Source organism: Terrihabitans aquatilis (assembly GCF_052542005.1).
This window is the reverse complement of the sequence record NZ_JBOCUO010000002.1, coordinates 822,611-839,614: the sequence shown is the minus strand read 5'-3', so window position 1 is coordinate 839,614 and position 17,004 is coordinate 822,611. Positions and strand designations below refer to the sequence as shown.

The window sequence follows — 17,004 nt, the reverse complement described above, 5'->3', positions numbered from 1 at the left end:
AAGTCCGGTGTTTAAATGTGGAAATAAATAATAACCTCCGTTTTTGCCTTGCTTGAGAATTGCCCATTTACAGCGCGAGATTGCCTGCTATTTACGCTTGAGCACCCCAAGGAAGGTTCGTAGGCTTCTCACAGGCAAGCGACGTGATGGGAACTCTCCGTGACAGCCAAAGCCGAAACCACCATTCCGATGCCAGCCGCTGCGCTGAAGGGCGAACAGGCCTACGAACTGCTCCGCAGTGAGATCGTCCTGTGCCGCATTTTGCCCGGCACCCGCTTCACCGAACTGGAGCTGATGGAGCGCTACGCGCTGGGCAAGGCCACCTGCCGCATCGCGCTCCACCGATTGGTGCAGGACGGCCTGGTCACGTCGATGCCGCGGCAGGGCTATCGCGTTGTTCCCGTCACGATCAGAGACGTGGAGGAGATCTTCGCGCTGCGGCTGGCGCTTGAGCCTTATGCCGCGCGGCTCGCGGCCGGGAAAGCCGACCGTGCGAAGCTCGAAGCGTTCGAGCGCGCCTGCCGGACGCCTCTCGATATCGAAGTGGGCAGCCAGGTCGAGGTGTTCCTCGAAGCCAATCGAAGCTTCCACATGGCAATCGCCGAGGCTTCGGGCAATCAGCGCCTCGCCCGCACCCTGTCGGGCCTTCTCGACGAGATGGCACGCCTTGTCGGCCTTGGTTTTGCGGCACAGGGCGAGCGCCCGAATATCGAGAACGACCATGTGAGTCTGATCGAAAGCCTCGACGCCGGGGACGCGGACACGGCCGAGCAGGTCGCGCGGCGCCATGTTGAGACGTTCCGCGAACAGACCATGGAGCGGGTGCTCGCGAGCCTGAAGAATTCCGGGACGCTCATTCCCATCCGAGCGCTGCCGGGAGCCGTGCGATGAGCGCGCCGGCGGTCTCCGTCGAGGGCGTCAGCCACAGCTTTCCCCAGCGCGGGGGCGGACGCCTCGAAGTGCTGCGAAACATCAGCCTCGATGTTCCCGCGCATTCCATCGCGGCGCTGGTCGGCGCCTCCGGCTGCGGCAAGAGCACGCTTCTCAACATCATCGCCGGCCTTGTGCAGCCCGACAGCGGAACCGTCCGCCTCAACGGCACGCCGTCCGAACGCTTCACCGAATGGCGCTCGCTCACCTACATGTTCCAGGAGGATCGCCTGCTGCCCTGGCGGACGGCGGCGCAGAACGTATCCTTTGCCCTCGAAGCCGGCCCGGCATCCCGGGCGGAGCGCCAGGAGCGCGTGGCCGAGACACTCAATCTCGTCGGTCTCGGCGGCTTCATGCATGTCTACCCGCATGAATTGTCGGGCGGGATGCGCAGCCGCGTCGCGCTGGCCCGCAGCCTCGTGACGCGCCCCTCGATCCTGCTGATGGACGAGCCCTTTTCGAAGCTCGACCCTTCCATCCGCTCCCAGATGCACACCGAAGTGCTGCGCATCGTGGAGATGATGAAGATGACCATCATCTTCGTCACCCACGACGTGGAAGAGGCCGTGGTGCTTGCGGACCAGGTGGTGGTTCTTCATCCGCGCCCCGGCCGGGTGCAGGAAAGCCGCCCGATCACCCTGCCCGTTCCGCGCGATCCGATTTCGCCGGAAGTGGCCGAAGAGGTTCGCAGTCTCCGGCGCGCTTTGGTGCACGAGCCGAGGGACGTCTCTCCCGCGCCGCATGACGGCATTTCGGGGGAGGGCATCTGATGGCCGCCGCCGCCAACCGCCGCCTGTACCTGATCGGTCAGCGTGCCCTGCTCTTCGTGGTGGTGCTCGTGGCCTGGTATCTCGCCTCGCTGAATTCGCCGGCCTTCGTTTTGCCAGGGCCGGCGCGCGTGTGGGACACGTGGACGGGCCTCATGGCCTCCACGAGTTTCTGGAACGATCTCGGCACCACGTTCCGCCGCGTGCTGACCGGCTTTCTGCTTGCCGCCGTGGTGGGGATCGTTCTCGGCCTCATACTGGGCGCGAGCGAGAGGCTGGGCCAGTTCTTCGATCCCGTGCTGACGGTGATCAACACGGTATCGTCGACCATTTGGGCGATCTTCGCGCTGATCTGGTTCGGCCTGTCGGACTGGACCACGATCTTCGTGGTGTTCATGACGGCGATGCCGCTGATCTTGACCAATGTCTGGCAGGGCACGCGCACCGTGAATGTCGACTTCATCGAGCTTGCGCAGACGTTCCGGATGTCGCGCGCGCAGATCCTGGTCAAGATCTACCTGCCCACCATCCTGCCGCTCCTGTTCTCGGCGTCGCGGCTGGCCTTCGGCTTCGGTGCGCGCGTCAGCCTCGTCGCCGAGACGCTCGGCGCCTCGAGCGGCGTGGGCTATCGCTTGCGCCAGGCAGCGGATCTCGTGCAGACCGATCAGGTCTTCGCCTGGACACTTTCGCTTGTTGTGCTGATGCTCGTTCTCGAGGGCCTCATCCTCAAGCCGCTGGAACGGCATCTGTTCGCATGGAAGAAGCGGCTTTCCAGATGATCCATATCCGTCCTTTTCGCGATTTCGGGAGACGATTCATGAAACGTGTTGCTGTGCTTGCGGCCGTATTGGCCAGTGTCGCGTCCGTGATGTCGGCTCCCGCCTGGGCCGCCGAGAAGGTGCGGATCGGCTATTGGAGCTCGGGCGTCAGCCTGGGCTTCGGCGCCGTTCTGGAAACCGGCAAGTTCATGGAGAAGCAGGGGCTTGAGGTGGAATACGTCAAGTTCCCGGACGTCAACGCGCCCACCAAGGCCATGGCCGCCGGGGCCATCGACTTCGCCATCGCAGCCAGCGCCGGCAGCTCCTTCAGCGTGGCCACCGACGGCCTGCCCCTAAGCATCATTCTGGTGACGCAGGTGGCAGATCTCGATGTCGTGGTGCCCGAGGATTCGCCGATCAGGACCATGACGGACCTGAAGGGCAAGAAGGTTGGCACCTCGCCGGCCGGAAGCGCGACCGCCGCCATCATGTCCGCCATCCTGCACAACAATTACGGCTTCGCCGAAGGCGATTACCAGAGCGTGCCGGGCAACGATCCGCGCCTTGCGCAGTTCCTTGTTCAGAAGGACATCGACGCCGCGGCGCTGCGCACCGTGACGCTCGCGCTGCTTCCCGATGCGAAGCTTCGCCGCATCGGCACCTTCCGCGAGGAATGGAAGAAGATCACGGGCGAGGATGCGCCGCCGGTGCTGGGCGTCGGCCTGATGCGCAACGATTGGCGCGAGGCCCATCCGGAAGGCGCGGCCAAGGTCGTGGCCGGCATGCGCAACGCCTTCGAGTTCGGCAAGGCCAACAAGGACGAGGTCGCCAAGGCCCTCGTGTCCGCGGCCAACATCAAGGAAGAGGACGCCAAGGCCTATGCCGCGCTGTGGGACGGTATCTACACCGTCAGCATGGAGCCGGCCGATATCGCCTCGCTCAAGAAAGAGTTCGAGGTGTTCAAGGGGGTGGGCGTCGTCAAGGGAGACCTGCCCGATTCTGCTCTCGTGACCGGGCCTTACGAGGCCTCGAAATCCATCAAGTAAGAAGAACCGCGTAACAGGGAAAGATATCATGCCGTCCACAATGAAGGCCCTGCTCCTGAAGCAGCACGGTGACGTCGACGACCTCACGGTCGTCGAGGATTATCCGGTTCCGGCCGCGGAGCCGGGCACCGTCGTGATCCGCGTCGGCGCCTCCTCGTTCAACTATCACGACGTGTTCACCGTGAAGGGCATGCCCGGCATCAAGGTGCCGCTTCCCGTCATCATCGGCCTCGACATGGCCGGCGAAATCACCGAACTCGGCGAAGGTGTCACGAACTGGAAGGTCGGCGACCGCGTGCTTGTCAACCCGCTCAACAAGGCCAAGGGCCTGATGGGCGAGATGATGGACGGCGGCATGGCCGAATATTGCCGCGTTGCCGCCGAGCAGCTCATCAAGATGCCGGACGGCGTGTCGTTCGAGGACGCCGCTTCACTGCCGGTGGCCTATGGCACCGCGCACCGCATGCTCATCACCCACAACACGGTGAAGGCGGGCGACAAGGTGCTGATCCTCGGCGCCAGCGGCGGCGTGGGCACGGGCTGCGTGATGCTGGCGAAGCATCTCGGGGCCGAAGTCATCGCCTGCGCCGGCAGCGAAGACAAGATGGCGCGCCTGAAGGAGCTGGGCGCCGACCATGTGGTGAACTACCGCGACACCGATTTCTCGAAATGGGCGATCGGCCAGTACGGCAAGCCGCAGCGCCGCACCCATGAGGGCGGCGTCGATGTCGTCATCAATTTCACGGGCGGCGACACCTGGGTGCCTTCGCTGCGCTGCCTGAAGCGCGGCGGCAGCCTGCTCGTGTGCGGCGCGACCGCCGGCCACGATCCCAAGGAAGATTTACGCTATATCTGGAGCTTCGAGCTCAAGGTCATCGGCTCGAACAGCTTCTACGACGACAACCTCTCGGCCCTGATGGACATGATCCAGGAAGGCAGCCTGAAGCCCGTCGTCGATAAGGTGCTCCCGCTCGAACAGGCCGCCGAGGGCCTGCGCATGATCCGCGACCGCGAGGTCATGGGCAAGATCGTCGTCGTTCCGTAAGGGAGAGAAAACATGTCGGAAAACAAGATCCTGACCAAGGAAGAGGTCGAGGCGCTCCTGCTGCGCGGGCCGTTCCATCAATGGCTGGGCCTGAAGGTGGTCGAGGTCGGTGACGGCACGATCGAGCTGAGCGCCACCTGGCGTCCGGAATGGGTGGTGAACGCCGATCGCGGCTATGTCCATGGCGGCATCCTCGCGACCCTGGTGGACCTCACCGCCGATTGGGCGCTCGTTTCCAAGACGGGACGCGGCGTGCCGACGGTCGATCTGCGGGTGGATTATCACCGCGCCGCGATGCAGGGCGATTTGCGCTGTGTGGGCAAGGTGGTGAAGTTCGGCAGCCAGATCTCGGTGGCCGAGGCGCAGATCCTGGACGGCGACGGCAAGCTGCTGGCCAGCGGCCGTGGCGTCTACATGACCGCCACACCGAAGTGAGGGACGGCGCCATGGCGATCCTCGATCATATGGTGATCAACGCCTTGCGCGGCATGGACGCGGCGGCGGCGAGCTTCACGGCGCTGGGCTTCACGCTCACGCCGCTCGGCCGCCACACGCTGGGCTCCATCAACCATCTGATGATGACGCCGGGCGCCTACCTCGAACTCGTCGGCGTTCCGGTGGACGGCGGGCGCCAGCGCCCGGAAGTGCTGGACAGCCCGTTCGGCCTGAACGGGCTCGTCCTGCGCAGCGACGACGCCGACGCCACGTTCGACCGGCTCAACCGTGCCGGCGCGCGTGCCACTCCACCGGTCGCGTTCTCGCGGCCGGTGGAGATCGACGGCCGCCAGGAGGAAGCGAGCTTCCGAACCGTGCGTCTGGATGCCGCCGCATTCCCGGCGGGCCGCGTCTATTATTGCCAGCATCTCACGCCGCAATTCGTCTGGCGCGACGACTGGCTGACGCACGCCAACACGTTCTGCGGGTTCGACCGCATGGTCGTGACCAGCCCCGATCCGGACACCGACGCGCAGGCCTATGCCCTGGCGTGCGAGAGCACGGCCGAGCGCGGCGAAAACGGCTGGAGCGTCCCGATCGGAGACTTCATCGTCGACATCGTCGCCGGGCCGGCCCCGCGCTTCCACTCGCTTGGGCTGCTGTTCTCCGATCTCGGCGAGCTTGAGCGGCGCGCCGTGAATGAGAGCTCCGTCCGTTGGAAGCGCCTGAATGCCGAGGAAGCGGTGCTGGAGCTGCCCGATCTCGAACTCATTCTCACCTGCCGGACGGCGGCATGAACAGGCCGCGCAATCTCGGCGATCTTCTTCGCGGAACGGACACGACAGACGCACCCGCGATCATCGGCCTCGATGCCGAGGGCGTCGAAACGGCTCTGACCCGCGCCGGCCTGGACGCGCTGGCGGACGGATTCGCGCGGGGCCTGCTGAAGAACGGACTGGTGCGCGGCGACCGGGTCGCCATCCTCTCGGCCAACCGGCCGGATTATCTCGCGCTCGTTCTGGGCGCGATGCGGGCCGGCATCGTGCCCGTTCCGGTGAATTTCAAATTCCCGCCCGCAATGATCGCCGATGTGGTGTCGGACAGCGGCGCGAAGCTGGTGTTCTGCGACGCGCCACGCCGGGCGGATCTTGGGGCGGATATGCGCGCCGTGTCGTTCGACGACGAGGACGTCCATGCCTGGATCGACCCCGGGCCGTTCGATCCGGTCGTGCCGGCGGATGATGAACCGGCACTCAGCCTCTACACGTCGGGTTCGACCGGGCGGCCCAAAGGGGTGCTGCTGTCCCACGCCTCGCATTTGTGGGTCGTGAACACGCGCATGGCGGAACACGACATCGCCGGCGAGCGTATGCTGATCGCCGCGCCGCTTTATCACATGAACGCGCTGGCCAATTCCTTCTACGCGCTCGCCGCTGGCGCGAGCGTGGTGCTGCTGCCGCAATTCCAGGCCAAACGATATATCGAGGCCATCGACCGCTATCGTTGCACCTGGGCCACCGCCGTGCCGCCCATGATCGCCATGATGCTGCGCGAGAAGGAGGCGCTGGCCGCCGCCGATCTCTCCAGCGTGCGCACGGTGCGCATGGGCTCGGCCCCGGTCAACGACGCGCTGGCGCGGCAGATCCGCGATCTGTTGCCCAATGCCCGCATCATCAACGCCTATGGCACCACCGAGGGAGGGCCGATCGTGTTCGCCGCCGATCCCGAAGGTGCGCCCCTGCCGACGGGATCGGTCGGGAAGCCGCATTCGGGTGTCGAGGTGCGGCTGGTCGGCCCGGAGGCACCGGTCTCCGGCGTGCTGCAGATGAAGAGCCCGGCCGTCATGCTGGGCTATCACAACCGTCCGGACGTGCGCTCCCCCATCACGCCCGATGGGTTCTACGACACCGGCGACGTCTTCCGGCAGGACGAGAGCGGCTTCTTTTATTTCGTGGGCCGGGCCGACGACATGTTCGTCTCGGGCGGGGAGAACATCTTTCCCGGCGAAGTGGAGACGGTGCTGGAGAAGCATCCGGATATCCTTCAGGCCTGCGTCGTCCCCGTCGATGACGAGATAAAGGGCACCAAGCCGGTGGCCTTCGTCGTGCGCCGGCCGGGCTCGGCGCTCGACGAGGATGCCGTGAAGCAATTCGCGCTTCGAAACGCGCCGGCCTACCAGCATCCGCGCCGCGTCTGGTTCCTCGATGCCATGCTGCTGGCCTCCACCAACAAGATCGACCGCAAGGCCCTGCGCAACCGCGCCGACGCCCTGCTGGAGGAAGGATAGATGTTGGTTGCGACCGCGCCTGCCCCGTCGATCCAAACGGTCGATGATCGGGAATGGGTCACGCATGCGATCCAGAAGATCGAGACCGACATCAACCGCTCGGCCGACACCCATCTCATCCGGATCGATCTGCCGCGCGTTCCGTCCGTCGCGCTCTATCTCAAGGATGAATCGAGCCACCCCACCGGCAGCCTGAAGCATCGGCTTGCGCGCTCGTTGTTTCTCTACGCGCTGTGCAATGGATGGATCGGGCCCGAGACGACGATCGTGGAATCGTCCAGCGGCTCGACCGCGATCTCGGAAGCCTATTTCGCCCGCCTGCTGGGACTGCGCTTCATCGCGGTGATGCCACGCTCGACGTCGCCGGAGAAAGTGGCGGCCATCGCCTTTCAGGGCGGCAAGGCGCACCTTGTCGATCGCGGCGACGTCAGCGAGGAGGCCCGTCGCCTCGCCCGCGATATCGGCGGCCATTACATGGACCAGTTCACCTTCGCCGAACGGGCGACGGACTGGCGCGGCAACAACAACATCGCCGAATCCATCTTCACGCAGATGGAGCTGGAGGATCATCCGGTGCCCGATTGGGTGGTCTGCGGCGCCGGCACGGGCGGCACCTCCGCCACCATCGGCCGCTACATCCGCTACCGGAAATTCCCGACAGCCCTGTGCGTGGCCGACCCGGAAAGCTCGGTCTTCCACCGCCATTACGCAGACCGTTCGATCCGCCGGGTGGAGGCTTGCTGCAGCGTGATCGAGGGCGTCGGCCGCACCCTCGTGGAGCCCTCCTTCGTCCCGGAACTGGTAGATCGCGCCATCGCCGTGCCCGACGCGGCAAGCGTGGCCGCCGCCCGCATGGCCAGCGAATTGCTTGGCCGGCCATGCGGCGGCTCGACCGGCACCAATCTGTGGGCCTGCCTGCACCTCATCCGTGAGATGCAGGCCGAGGACCGCAGCGGCTCCATCGTGACCCTGCTGTGCGATTCCGGTGAACGCTATCGCTCGACGTTGTACGATGATCGCTGGCTCGCCGAGCGCGACATCGACGTCGCGCCCGCGCGCGCCGAGCTCGAACCCGTCTTCGGACGGATCTGAACTTTCCTTCTGACGCTTCCCGAGGACCATTCTCCATGGTGCACCGCTTCGACTGGGACGCCGGCTATTCTTCCCGCCGGCTGCCGATGTTCGGCCGCAACGTCGTTTCCACCTCCCATCCTCTTGCCGCCCAGGCCGGGCTCAAGATGATCTGGCAGGGCGGCAATGCTGTGGACGCCGCCATCGCCTCGGCGGCGGTCATGGCTCTGGTCGAGCCCTGCAGCAACGGCCTTGGCTCGGACGCCTTCTGCATCCTGTGGGACGGACAGAAACTGCACGGCCTGAACGCCTCGGGCACCGCGCCCGCCGCCTGGACGCCGGACTATTTCCGCGGGAAATACGGCGAAGACGCCGCACGGCCCCCCATGCGGGGCTGGGATTCGGTGACGGTGCCGGGCGCTGTCTCGTCCTGGGTTGCGCTCAGCGAACGGTTCGGCCGCCTGCCCTTCGGCGACCTTCTGGAGCCGGCCATCGAGATTGCCGAGCGCGGCTATCTGGTGCCGATGATCATCCAGCAGAAATGGGACGCCGCGTTCAACGTGGCGGAGATCGCACGTCAGCCGGGCTTTGCCGAGACGTTCCTGCCGCACGGCCGCGCACCGAACATAGGCGAGCTTTTCACCATGCCGGGAGCGGCCCGCATGCTGCGCGCCATCGCCGAGACGAAGGGCGCGGCCCTCTATGGCGGCGAGATCGCCGAGGCCATGGAACGACATGCGCGCGAGCATGGCGGCGCGATGACGGCGGCCGACATGGCGGCCTATCGCCCGGACTGGGTCGAGCCCATTTCCGAGGATTACCGCGGCTACACGCTGCACGAAATCCCCCCGAACGGTCAGGGCATCGCGGCGCTGATCGCGCTCGGGATCCTGTCGAACTTCGATCTGGCGGGACTGCCGGTGGACAGCATCGACAGCCAGCATCTGCAGATCGAGGCGATGAAGCTCGCCTTCGCCGACACCTATCGCTACGTCTCCGACCCGCGCACCATGGAGGTGACGCCGGAACAGATGCTCGACGATGCCTATCTTACCGAGCGGGCGAAGCTCATCGATCCGCGACGGGCGCAGGATTTCGCGGCTGGAAACCCGGTGCGCGGCGGCACGATCTACCTCACCGCAGCCGATGAATCCGGCATGATGGTGAGCTTCATTCAGAGCAATTTCATGGGCTTCGGCTCCGGCGTCGTGGTGCCGGAATGGGGCCTGTCGCTGCAGAACCGCGGGCACGGCTTCCATCTCGATCCGCAGAGCCCGAACGTGGTGGCACCGGGCAAGCGCCCGTTCCAGACCATTATCCCCGGCTTCCTGACCAAGGACGGTGCGCCGGTGATGAGCTTCGGCGTGATGGGCGGCAACATGCAGCCGCAGGGCCACATGCAGACCGTGGTCCGCATGCTCGACTACGACCAGAACCCGCAGGCCGCCTGCGACGCGCCGCGCTGGCGCTACAATGTCGGGCTCGACATCAATGTCGAAAGCGCCATGGCGCCGGACGTGTGCGAGGGCCTGTCCGCGCGCGGCCACCAGATCAGCGTCATCAACGACAGCTACCAGGATTTCGGCGCGGGCCAGTTCATCTGGCGCATGGGTGACCCGGCCGTGGAGGGCTATGTGGCCGCGAGCGATCCGCGCCGCGACGGGCAGGCCGCGGTCTTCTGACCGCGGGCTTCGGCGGGACGGGCAGGCGCGGCTGGTGCTCCCTGCCGACATGCTGAATAATTTCTTCGTATTTCGTCGCTACACCGCTAAACACGATCTGTTTTCGGTGCGGGAGTTATCCATGTCGCGCGTCTTCCGTCTTCCGCTGTCCGGCGTTGCCGCCCTGGCCCTTCTCGCCACCGGATCGGCTGCGTCCGCGGCGGATGCCTTGCTCGACCCCACGCCGATGGCGAACACGGAGACGGATCTCGTCATCGAAATCGGCGCAGGCGGACGTCTGCAGCCAGCCTATGAGGGCGCTTCGGAAACCGAGGTCGTCCCGTTTCCGATCATCAATCTTGAATACCTGAACATTCCTGGCCTGACCTCGTTCGGCGGCAAGAAGGGCGGCGGCTTCTCAATCGGGCCCTCCTTCCGCATGGTCGGCGAGCGCGACAGCAGCGAATATGACGACCTCGAAGGCCTGGAGGATGTGAGCGCATCCTACCAGCTCGGCATCAAGGTCGGTTACGAATGGGATTTCGCCGAGATTTACGGCGCGGCGCGCTATTCCTTCGGCGGCGCGCACGGCGTGGTGGGCGAGATCGGCGCCAACGCCATCTTCCGCCCGACCGCGCAATGGGAAATAAAGGCCGGCCCCGTTCTGGCGTTCGCCTCCTCCGACTACATGGACACCTATTTCAGCGTGACGCCGGGCGAGAGCCTCGCCACCGGCGGTCGGCTTGGTGCTTATGAGGCCGAGGGCGGCCTGAAATCGGCCGGCGTCACCGCCAATGCCCGCTACGAATTCCGCCCAGATTGGTTCCTGAACGCCGAAGCCTCCTACACCCGGCTTGTCGGCGATGCCTCGGATTCGCCGATCGTGGCTGACGCCGGCGACGAAAATCAGTTCACATTGGGTCTCGGCCTGTCGAAGCGTTTCTCGTTCGACCTGTTCTGAGCCCTGCCAGGGTCGGATTTGGAAGGCGCCGCCGGCTCTCCGGCGGCGTCTTTGCATTTCAGGCGGTCTTTGCGGCTCCGCTCAGCAGCGCGACCCATTCCTCGAGTGCGCGGACCTTCTTCGTATAGAACGCGCGCACTTTCTCGTCGGCAAAGCCGCCGTCCTCGCCGATCATGCCTTCCTTAAGCTGGATGTACGCCTCCGGCTGACCAATGAGGCGAATGTCTAGAACACCCAACAAGTTCCGAAGATTGGACTGAGCGCCACCCGTGCCGACGCCACTGTTCGACACGCCGGTGATGGCGCCGGGCTTGCCTGCCCAGGCGCTCTGACCATAAGGGCGCGAGGCCCAGTGCAGCGCGTTGAGGAGAAGCGGGGTCGGCTGGCGATTGTATTCCGGGGTGATGAAGAGGAAGCCATCAGCCGCCTTCACCTCGGCCCTCAGGCGGGCCACGCTCTCAGGCGGCGTGTCGGTATCGAGATCCTGGTTGTACAGCGGGAGGTCGTCGATCCTCAGCTCGTCGAAGGCGAAATCGGGAGAGGCCACCTTCGCCAGCGCCAAGCCGACCTGACGGTTGATCGACCCCTTGCGTGCGCTGCCGACGACCAGTCGAATGTTGAATCGTGCCATTGCCCTCTCCCGTCCCGAATATGTCCTGGGGGACGGCACGTTACCCAGATCATCGTGCGCTGCAAGAAGGCACATGACTGGAACCGCCCTCTGGACGCGCGCGTGTCAGCCGTCCAGTTCGGGATAATGCCGGAAGATGCCCTCCTGGTTGAAGGGCTCCCGCCGCGCGCTGGCGAGATAAGCGCGGATGTTGGGACGCTCCCCGACCGCATCACGCAGCGAGACGACATGCGGCGTCTTCTCCAGGGCGCGCGCGGATGCCTTCGGAAAGGCGTACGACAGCCCTTCCACAATCTGGAACAGCGAAAGGTCGGCATAGGTCAGGCGGTCGCCGACGAGATGGGCCGGGCCCGCCCGGTTGGCGAGCAGGACGCGCTCGAACCAGCCGAGGAATTTCGGGATGCGCTCGTCGCGGAAATTTTCGGAATAGCGCTTCGCTTCCGCCTTCTGCTCTTCGTAATAGAGACCGGACCCGATCGGATGATGGCTGTCATGCGCCTCGGCCACGATGTCGGCGATGGTGAGCTGGATCTGGTGGGTCCAGAGGCGGCCGGCTTCGTCGTCCGGCGCCAGGCCCAGGCGCGATCCGAGATAGAGCAGGATGTTGGCGGTCTGGCCGACGAGGACGTCCTTGTCGCGCAGGAAAGGCGGCGCGAAGGGCGGGGTCGATGCATCCTTTATCAGAGCGAGCATGGATTCCGTGCCCTCTTCCCGCGCCACATCGCGATAATCGGCGCCGGCTTCCTCGAGTGCGAGGCGGACATATTCGCCACGCCCCTGAAGGCCCGGCCAGTAATAAAGCTCGTACATCGCGATCTCCTTCACTGCGGCATGGCACCGGGAACGTAAATTGGTTAAGAGCGGCAAAGACGTGCGGGGAGCGAAGTCATGCCCAAAGTTAAACTTGCCAACGTTCTTGGAGTTCAGGTTCAGGCCAAGGACGGCACCTTTTCGATCCTGGGACGCGACGGCGCCGGCCGCGAGATACAGGTCGAATTGCCGATCTCTGCGGCGACCAAGCTCGCGGCGGAAACGCGGCGCGCAGCCCTGGCGAAGCCTTTTGCACCCAGCCCCACAGCCGCGCCCGGCTCCTGGGGCGAGGTGGTGCCTCTCGACGTCCGCACCGCCGCCGTGGGCACGCTGAGCCCACCGGCCGGACCGGCCGTGGCCATCGTGTTCGACCAGGGCGAGCCTTCGGAGCTGACCTTCCGGCTGCCGGCCAGCGGAGCGTTGGAACTCGGCAATCTGCTGATACAGGAAAGCACGAAGCTGAAAGGCTGATTTCGGGCGAAACCTTCCCCTGCCATGGCGCGTTTGGGAAGAGGATCCCCGAACCCGTACAGGTGGCGTCATGGCATTTTGGAGCACATCCCGCGCGTCGGACCTTCAGACGAAGATCGATGACATCCAGCACAGCCTGGCCGCGTTGAGCGACATTGTCGGCAGCAATGCCGATCAGGCCAGCAAGCGCGCATCGCGCGGGCTGCATCGCGTTGAGGAGCGCGTGCAATCGGGGGCGCACGACATCAGTTCCAGCGTGGTGCCGATGATCTCCGACCTCGGCCGCCAGATCGAGACGCTGTTGTCCGTCGTCACTTCGGTCACGGGGGGCTTTGCCCGCAAGGCCGGCAAGGAAAGCCGCCAAGCCTACAATACGGTCGAGGAGAAAATCGAGGACAACGCCGTGCTGGCCGTGCTGGCGGCTGCGGGCGTCGGTTTTCTGCTGGGCGCGGCGGTGGTGGGCAGCGCTACGGCGAGCCGTTCTTCCAACAACGACGAGCGCCGGCGGCCGGCTTCACGCGTGGAGTGAGACTGGCTCGGACCCGGCGGCGCGGATGGCGTTGAACCGGCCGATTCTGGTCCTATCTTAGGGGGCGAGGCAACGTCCTCACCCCCTTATCGGGTTCAAGTCCGGGACGGCCCGGCCTCTTTCAAAGGAGGCCGCAATGGCCTGGATCTATCTGCTCGTCGCGGGTCTGCTCGAAATCGTGTGGGCCTTTTCCATGAAGCAATCGGAGGGGTTCACGCGGCTGTGGCCGAGTGCGATCACGATCGTCACCATGGTGGCAAGCTTCAGCCTGCTGTCGATTTCCATGAAAACGCTGCCTCTGGGAACCGCCTACACCGTGTGGACGGGCATCGGCGCGGTGGGTGCGTTCCTCGTCGGCATCATGATCCTGGGCGAACAGATCAGCGCGACCCGCCTCGCCGCGGCGGCGTTGATCGTGTCCGGCCTGTTTCTGATGAAGCTTTCCGACGCGAGCTGATCCGCTCAGGAACATAGGGCTCGCCTGCCGCCGCGCGATTTTCTATACGCGCGTGATGATCGCGGCCGGGACCGTTCTGCTTCACGACAATCTGTCCGGAGGGCCGAGCCGCCTGTTCCGGAACCCGCGGCGCGTGCTGACGACGCGTCGCGCGGGCGAGGTCGTCGACCTCATCGGGCAGGCCGAGCAGGCGCTGGCCGATGGGTGGCATCTCGCTGGCACGTTATCCTATGAGATGGGGTTTCAGTTCGAGGAGCGGCTCGCGGCCCTGCTGCCGGCGGAAACGGACGCGGCATTGATGTGGCTCGGCGTGTATGACGCGCCGGAAACGCTTGGTCCCACCGAGGTGTGGAATTGGATCGGCGCGGCCTGTGGACCGGACATTCCCCGGGTTGACGATCTGCGCCTGCCCATTACCCGCGACGCCTATGCGCAGGCCTTCGCGCGGGTGAAGGCGTATATCGCGGCGGGCGACGTCTATCAGATCAATCTGACCATGCCGGCGATATTTCGGCTGAGCGGCGACCCGGTGTCGTTCTACCGCGATCTGTGCCTGCGGCAGAGGGTGGCGCATGGCGCGCTGATCAACACCGGCGAGCAGCACATCCTGTCGCTCTCACCTGAATTGTTCGTCGAGAACGAAGGCGGCCGCCTGACCACACGTCCGATGAAGGGCACGATCGCACGCGGCGCGTCGCCGGAGGAGGATGCCGCACAGGTCGCGCATCTGCGGGCGGATGAGAAGACGCGCGCCGAGAATCTGATGATCGTCGATCTTCTGCGCAACGATCTCGGCCGGATCGCCGAGATGGGCAGCGTCGAGGTCGATGATCTGTTCGCCGTCGAAACCTATGCCTCGCTGCACCAGATGGTGTCGAACGTGCACGCGAGCATGCGGCCGGGCACGGGATTCCGCGATGTGTTGCAGGCCCTGTTTCCCTGCGGTTCGGTGACGGGCGCGCCGAAAATTCGCGCCATGCAGATCATCCACGAAATCGAGGCCGCGCCACGCGGCGTCTATACCGGCAGCGTGGGCTGGGCCGCGCCCGATGGCGATTTCCGCTTCAACGTGGCCATCCGGACTGCCTTGATCGAAAGCGATGGACAGGGGCGCATCGGGATTGGCGGCGGCGTGGTGGCGGATTCGACGATGGATGCCGAATATGACGAGGCCCTGCTGAAGCTGGATTTCCTGCGCGATGTGCACGCGCCGTTCGGCCTGATCGAGACCCTGCAGTTCAACGGCGCGGAATACTGGCTGCTGGAGCGCCATATCGCTCGGCTCAAGGCTTCGGCCGAGGCCTTTGCCATGCCCTTCGACGAAGGCGCGGTTCGCACCGCACTGGCGCGGGAGGTTGAGGGCGTTAGCGAGCGCAGGCGGGTGCGGCTCGTGCTAGGCGAGAACGGCGAGGTGGAAGCGACCTCCGCACCTCTCGGCGCGATGGATCATCTCCGTTTTGCCCTTTGCCCGCGCCCGATGCGGTCGACCGACAGGCTCCTGCATCACAAGACAACGCGGCGGGCGATCTATGACGTGCCGCGGGCCGAGATGGCGCGGCAGCAGTGTGTTGACGAAGTGCTGTTTGCCAACGAACGCGGCGAGTTGACCGAGGGCAGCTTCACCAATCTTTTCGTGCGGCGCGGGGGCGTTCTGCTCACCCCCGCTCTCTCCTGCGGGCTTCTGCCGGGGACCTTGCGCGCGGAGCTTCTGGAGACGGGCGAGGCGCGCGAGGCCGTGCTGACGACGGCTGATCTGGCCGGCGCCGAGGCCATCTTCCTCGGTAATTCGGTTCGGGGAATGGTGCCGGCAACCTACGTGCGGGTCTAGCGCGGCGGCGGAAGCGTCCGTGTCTTCACGATCGGGGCAGGGGTCTTCGGCTCGTAGCGGCAGATATCGGCGATGAGGCAGCGCCAGCAGTCCGGGAGGCGGGCCTTGCAGACGTAGCGGCCGTGCAGGATCAGCCAATGATGGGCGTGCAGCAGTGCCCATTTCGGTACGGCCTTTTCCAGCGCCAGCTCCACGGCAAGCGGCGTCTTGCCGGGCGCGAGGCCCGTGCGGTTGCCGACGCGAAACAGATGCGTGTCGACCGCGATCGTGGGTTGGCCGAAGAAGATGTTGAGCACGACATTGGCGGTCTTGCGGCCGACGCCGGGCAAGGCTTCGAGCGCTTCGCGCGTGGCCGGCACCTCGCCGCCATGGTGCGCGATAAGCTGCTCCGACAGCGCGACGACGTTCCGGGCCTTGGTGTTGAACAGGCCGATGGTGCGGATATGGGCAGACACGCCCTCCACTCCGAGCGCCACCATCTTCTGCGGCGTATTGGCGACCGCGAACAGACCGCGCGTTGCCTTGTTGACGCCGGCATCGGTGGCCTGCGCCGACAGCACCACCGCCACCAGCAGCGTGAAGACGTTGACGTATTCGAGCTCGCCCTTCGGTTCGGGGTTGGCGGCCTGGAAACGGCGGAACAGCTCCTCGACCTCGGCCTTGCTCAGCCGCTTGCGGCGGCGCGGGAGCGGCGGAACGGGCGGATCGTCGGGCAAGGGCATCTGGCTTATAGGCATGGTCGCGCTAATATGCCCCTCTCGACGTCTCGACAAGAATGCGGTGCGGATGATCGACAACGCTGCCGACGAAGAAATCTATCACGCGGTGCTGCGGCCCCATCGCTCGCTCGGACCGCGCGGGTTTCGCATTCTGATGATCGCGACGGCGGCCGTCTCAACATTGGCCAGCCTGCCCTTCTTCGTGATCGGCGCCTGGCCGATCGTCGGCTTCTTCGGGCTCGATGTCCTGCTGCTCTACATCGCCTTCCGATGGAGCTATCGCACCGCCCGCGCCCGTGACGAAGTGGCCATGACGCACTTCGAGCTGCGGCTGAGGAAGACCTCGCATTGGGGCGAAGCCGCGGAATGGCGCTTCAACCCTGCCTGGGTACGCCTTCATCGCGAGGACGACGAGGATTACGGGTTGCAGCGAGTGGCCATCGCCGAGCGCCAACGGCTTGTCGATGTCGGCGGCTTCCTGGCGCCGGCCGACCGGGCGGATTTCGCATCGGAATTCTCAGCCGCTTTGGCACGCGCCAAATCCGGCCCACGATACAACTCAGCATAGTGGCGATACCGATAATTTTAGCTAAATACG

Annotated in this window: 19 protein-coding genes; 16 read left to right on the top strand and 3 right to left on the bottom strand. The window is 65.3% G+C overall.

The window, feature by feature from the left end:
- The first annotated feature begins 159 nt into the window (after positions 1 to 159).
- The 11 genes from ACQ6S1_RS10125 to ACQ6S1_RS10075 all read left to right on the top strand — a co-directional run bounded on the left by ACQ6S1_RS10125 (position 160) and on the right by ACQ6S1_RS10075 (position 10,961).
- Positions 160 to 891, top strand: a complete 732-nt coding sequence (locus ACQ6S1_RS10125; RefSeq protein WP_445041054.1) for a GntR family transcriptional regulator — start codon at positions 160 to 162, stop codon at positions 889 to 891.
- Positions 888 to 1,700: an ABC transporter ATP-binding protein gene (locus tag ACQ6S1_RS10120; RefSeq protein WP_445041053.1), complete on the top strand. Its 813-nt coding sequence runs from the start codon at positions 888 to 890 to the stop codon at positions 1,698 to 1,700. The genes ACQ6S1_RS10125 and ACQ6S1_RS10120 overlap by 4 nt, the downstream gene beginning before the upstream one ends.
- The gene (locus ACQ6S1_RS10115) at positions 1,700 to 2,476 is read left to right on the top strand and encodes an ABC transporter permease (RefSeq protein ID WP_445041052.1); all 777 of its coding nucleotides are present in this window, start codon (positions 1,700 to 1,702) and stop codon (positions 2,474 to 2,476) included. Before ACQ6S1_RS10120 ends, ACQ6S1_RS10115 begins: the two co-directional genes overlap by 1 nt.
- Before the next feature lie 38 nt (positions 2,477 to 2,514).
- The gene (locus tag ACQ6S1_RS10110; RefSeq protein WP_445041051.1) at positions 2,515 to 3,501 is read left to right on the top strand and encodes an ABC transporter substrate-binding protein; all 987 of its coding nucleotides are present in this window, start codon (positions 2,515 to 2,517) and stop codon (positions 3,499 to 3,501) included.
- A 40-nt stretch (positions 3,502 to 3,541) separates the two neighbouring features.
- Positions 3,542 to 4,546 carry a quinone oxidoreductase family protein gene (locus ACQ6S1_RS10105; protein ID WP_508162245.1) on the top strand — a complete coding sequence of 335 codons (1,005 nt, stop codon included), beginning with the start codon at positions 3,542 to 3,544 and terminating at the stop codon, positions 4,544 to 4,546.
- A gap of 12 nt (positions 4,547 to 4,558) precedes the next feature.
- Entirely contained in the window at positions 4,559 to 4,981 is a 423-nt protein-coding gene (locus ACQ6S1_RS10100) for a PaaI family thioesterase (protein ID WP_445041049.1), read from the top strand.
- Positions 4,982 to 4,992: 11 nt separating this feature from the next.
- A complete protein-coding gene (locus ACQ6S1_RS10095; RefSeq protein WP_445041048.1) occupies positions 4,993 to 5,778 on the top strand; it encodes a VOC family protein in 786 nt (261 codons plus the stop codon).
- Positions 5,775 to 7,268: a class I adenylate-forming enzyme family protein gene (locus ACQ6S1_RS10090; RefSeq protein WP_445041047.1), complete on the top strand. Its 1,494-nt coding sequence runs from the start codon at positions 5,775 to 5,777 to the stop codon at positions 7,266 to 7,268. Before ACQ6S1_RS10095 ends, ACQ6S1_RS10090 begins: the two co-directional genes overlap by 4 nt.
- Positions 7,269 to 8,360, top strand: coding sequence for a PLP-dependent cysteine synthase family protein (locus tag ACQ6S1_RS10085; RefSeq protein ID WP_445041046.1), 1,092 nt, complete (start codon positions 7,269 to 7,271; stop codon positions 8,358 to 8,360).
- 35 nt (positions 8,361 to 8,395) lie between these two features.
- Positions 8,396 to 10,021 carry a gamma-glutamyltransferase family protein gene (locus tag ACQ6S1_RS10080; RefSeq protein WP_445041045.1) on the top strand — a complete coding sequence of 542 codons (1,626 nt, stop codon included), beginning with the start codon at positions 8,396 to 8,398 and terminating at the stop codon, positions 10,019 to 10,021.
- Positions 10,022 to 10,142: 121 nt separating this feature from the next.
- Positions 10,143 to 10,961, top strand: coding sequence for a MipA/OmpV family protein (locus tag ACQ6S1_RS10075; protein WP_445041044.1), 819 nt, complete (start codon positions 10,143 to 10,145; stop codon positions 10,959 to 10,961).
- A 58-nt stretch (positions 10,962 to 11,019) separates the two neighbouring features.
- On the opposite strand, the gene ACQ6S1_RS10070 is transcribed toward ACQ6S1_RS10075, so the two are convergent.
- A complete protein-coding gene (locus tag ACQ6S1_RS10070) occupies positions 11,020 to 11,592 on the bottom strand; it encodes an NADPH-dependent FMN reductase (RefSeq protein ID WP_445041043.1) in 573 nt (190 codons plus the stop codon).
- A gap of 105 nt (positions 11,593 to 11,697) precedes the next feature.
- The gene (locus ACQ6S1_RS10065; RefSeq protein WP_445041042.1) at positions 11,698 to 12,402 is read right to left on the bottom strand and encodes a glutathione S-transferase; all 705 of its coding nucleotides are present in this window, start codon (positions 12,400 to 12,402) and stop codon (positions 11,698 to 11,700) included.
- Between the two features lie 78 nt (positions 12,403 to 12,480).
- On the opposite strand from ACQ6S1_RS10065, the gene ACQ6S1_RS10060 reads away from it, so the two are divergent.
- The 4 genes from ACQ6S1_RS10060 (at position 12,481) to ACQ6S1_RS10045 (ending at position 15,687) form a co-directional block, all read left to right on the top strand.
- Positions 12,481 to 12,873 (top strand): hypothetical protein, encoded by a 393-nt coding sequence (locus ACQ6S1_RS10060; RefSeq protein ID WP_445041041.1) that lies wholly within the window; start codon positions 12,481 to 12,483, stop codon positions 12,871 to 12,873.
- Between the two features lie 70 nt (positions 12,874 to 12,943).
- Positions 12,944 to 13,402: a hypothetical protein gene (locus tag ACQ6S1_RS10055; RefSeq protein WP_445041040.1), complete on the top strand. Its 459-nt coding sequence runs from the start codon at positions 12,944 to 12,946 to the stop codon at positions 13,400 to 13,402.
- A gap of 136 nt (positions 13,403 to 13,538) precedes the next feature.
- Positions 13,539 to 13,859 (top strand): DMT family transporter, encoded by a 321-nt coding sequence (locus ACQ6S1_RS10050; protein ID WP_445041039.1) that lies wholly within the window; start codon positions 13,539 to 13,541, stop codon positions 13,857 to 13,859.
- A 55-nt stretch (positions 13,860 to 13,914) separates the two neighbouring features.
- Entirely contained in the window at positions 13,915 to 15,687 is a 1,773-nt protein-coding gene (locus ACQ6S1_RS10045; RefSeq protein ID WP_445041038.1) for an aminodeoxychorismate synthase component I, read from the top strand.
- Here the strand turns inward: ACQ6S1_RS10045 and nth are convergent.
- Positions 15,684 to 16,409 carry an endonuclease III gene (nth, locus tag ACQ6S1_RS10040; protein ID WP_508162244.1) on the bottom strand — a complete coding sequence of 242 codons (726 nt, stop codon included), beginning with the start codon at positions 16,407 to 16,409 and terminating at the stop codon, positions 15,684 to 15,686. The genes ACQ6S1_RS10045 and nth overlap by 4 nt on opposite strands.
- A gap of 64 nt (positions 16,410 to 16,473) precedes the next feature.
- Here nth and ACQ6S1_RS10035 point away from each other — a divergent pair, with 64 nt between their 5' ends.
- The gene (locus ACQ6S1_RS10035; RefSeq protein ID WP_445041036.1) at positions 16,474 to 16,974 is read left to right on the top strand and encodes a DUF2244 domain-containing protein; all 501 of its coding nucleotides are present in this window, start codon (positions 16,474 to 16,476) and stop codon (positions 16,972 to 16,974) included.
- Positions 16,975 to 17,004: the final 30 nt, after the last annotated feature.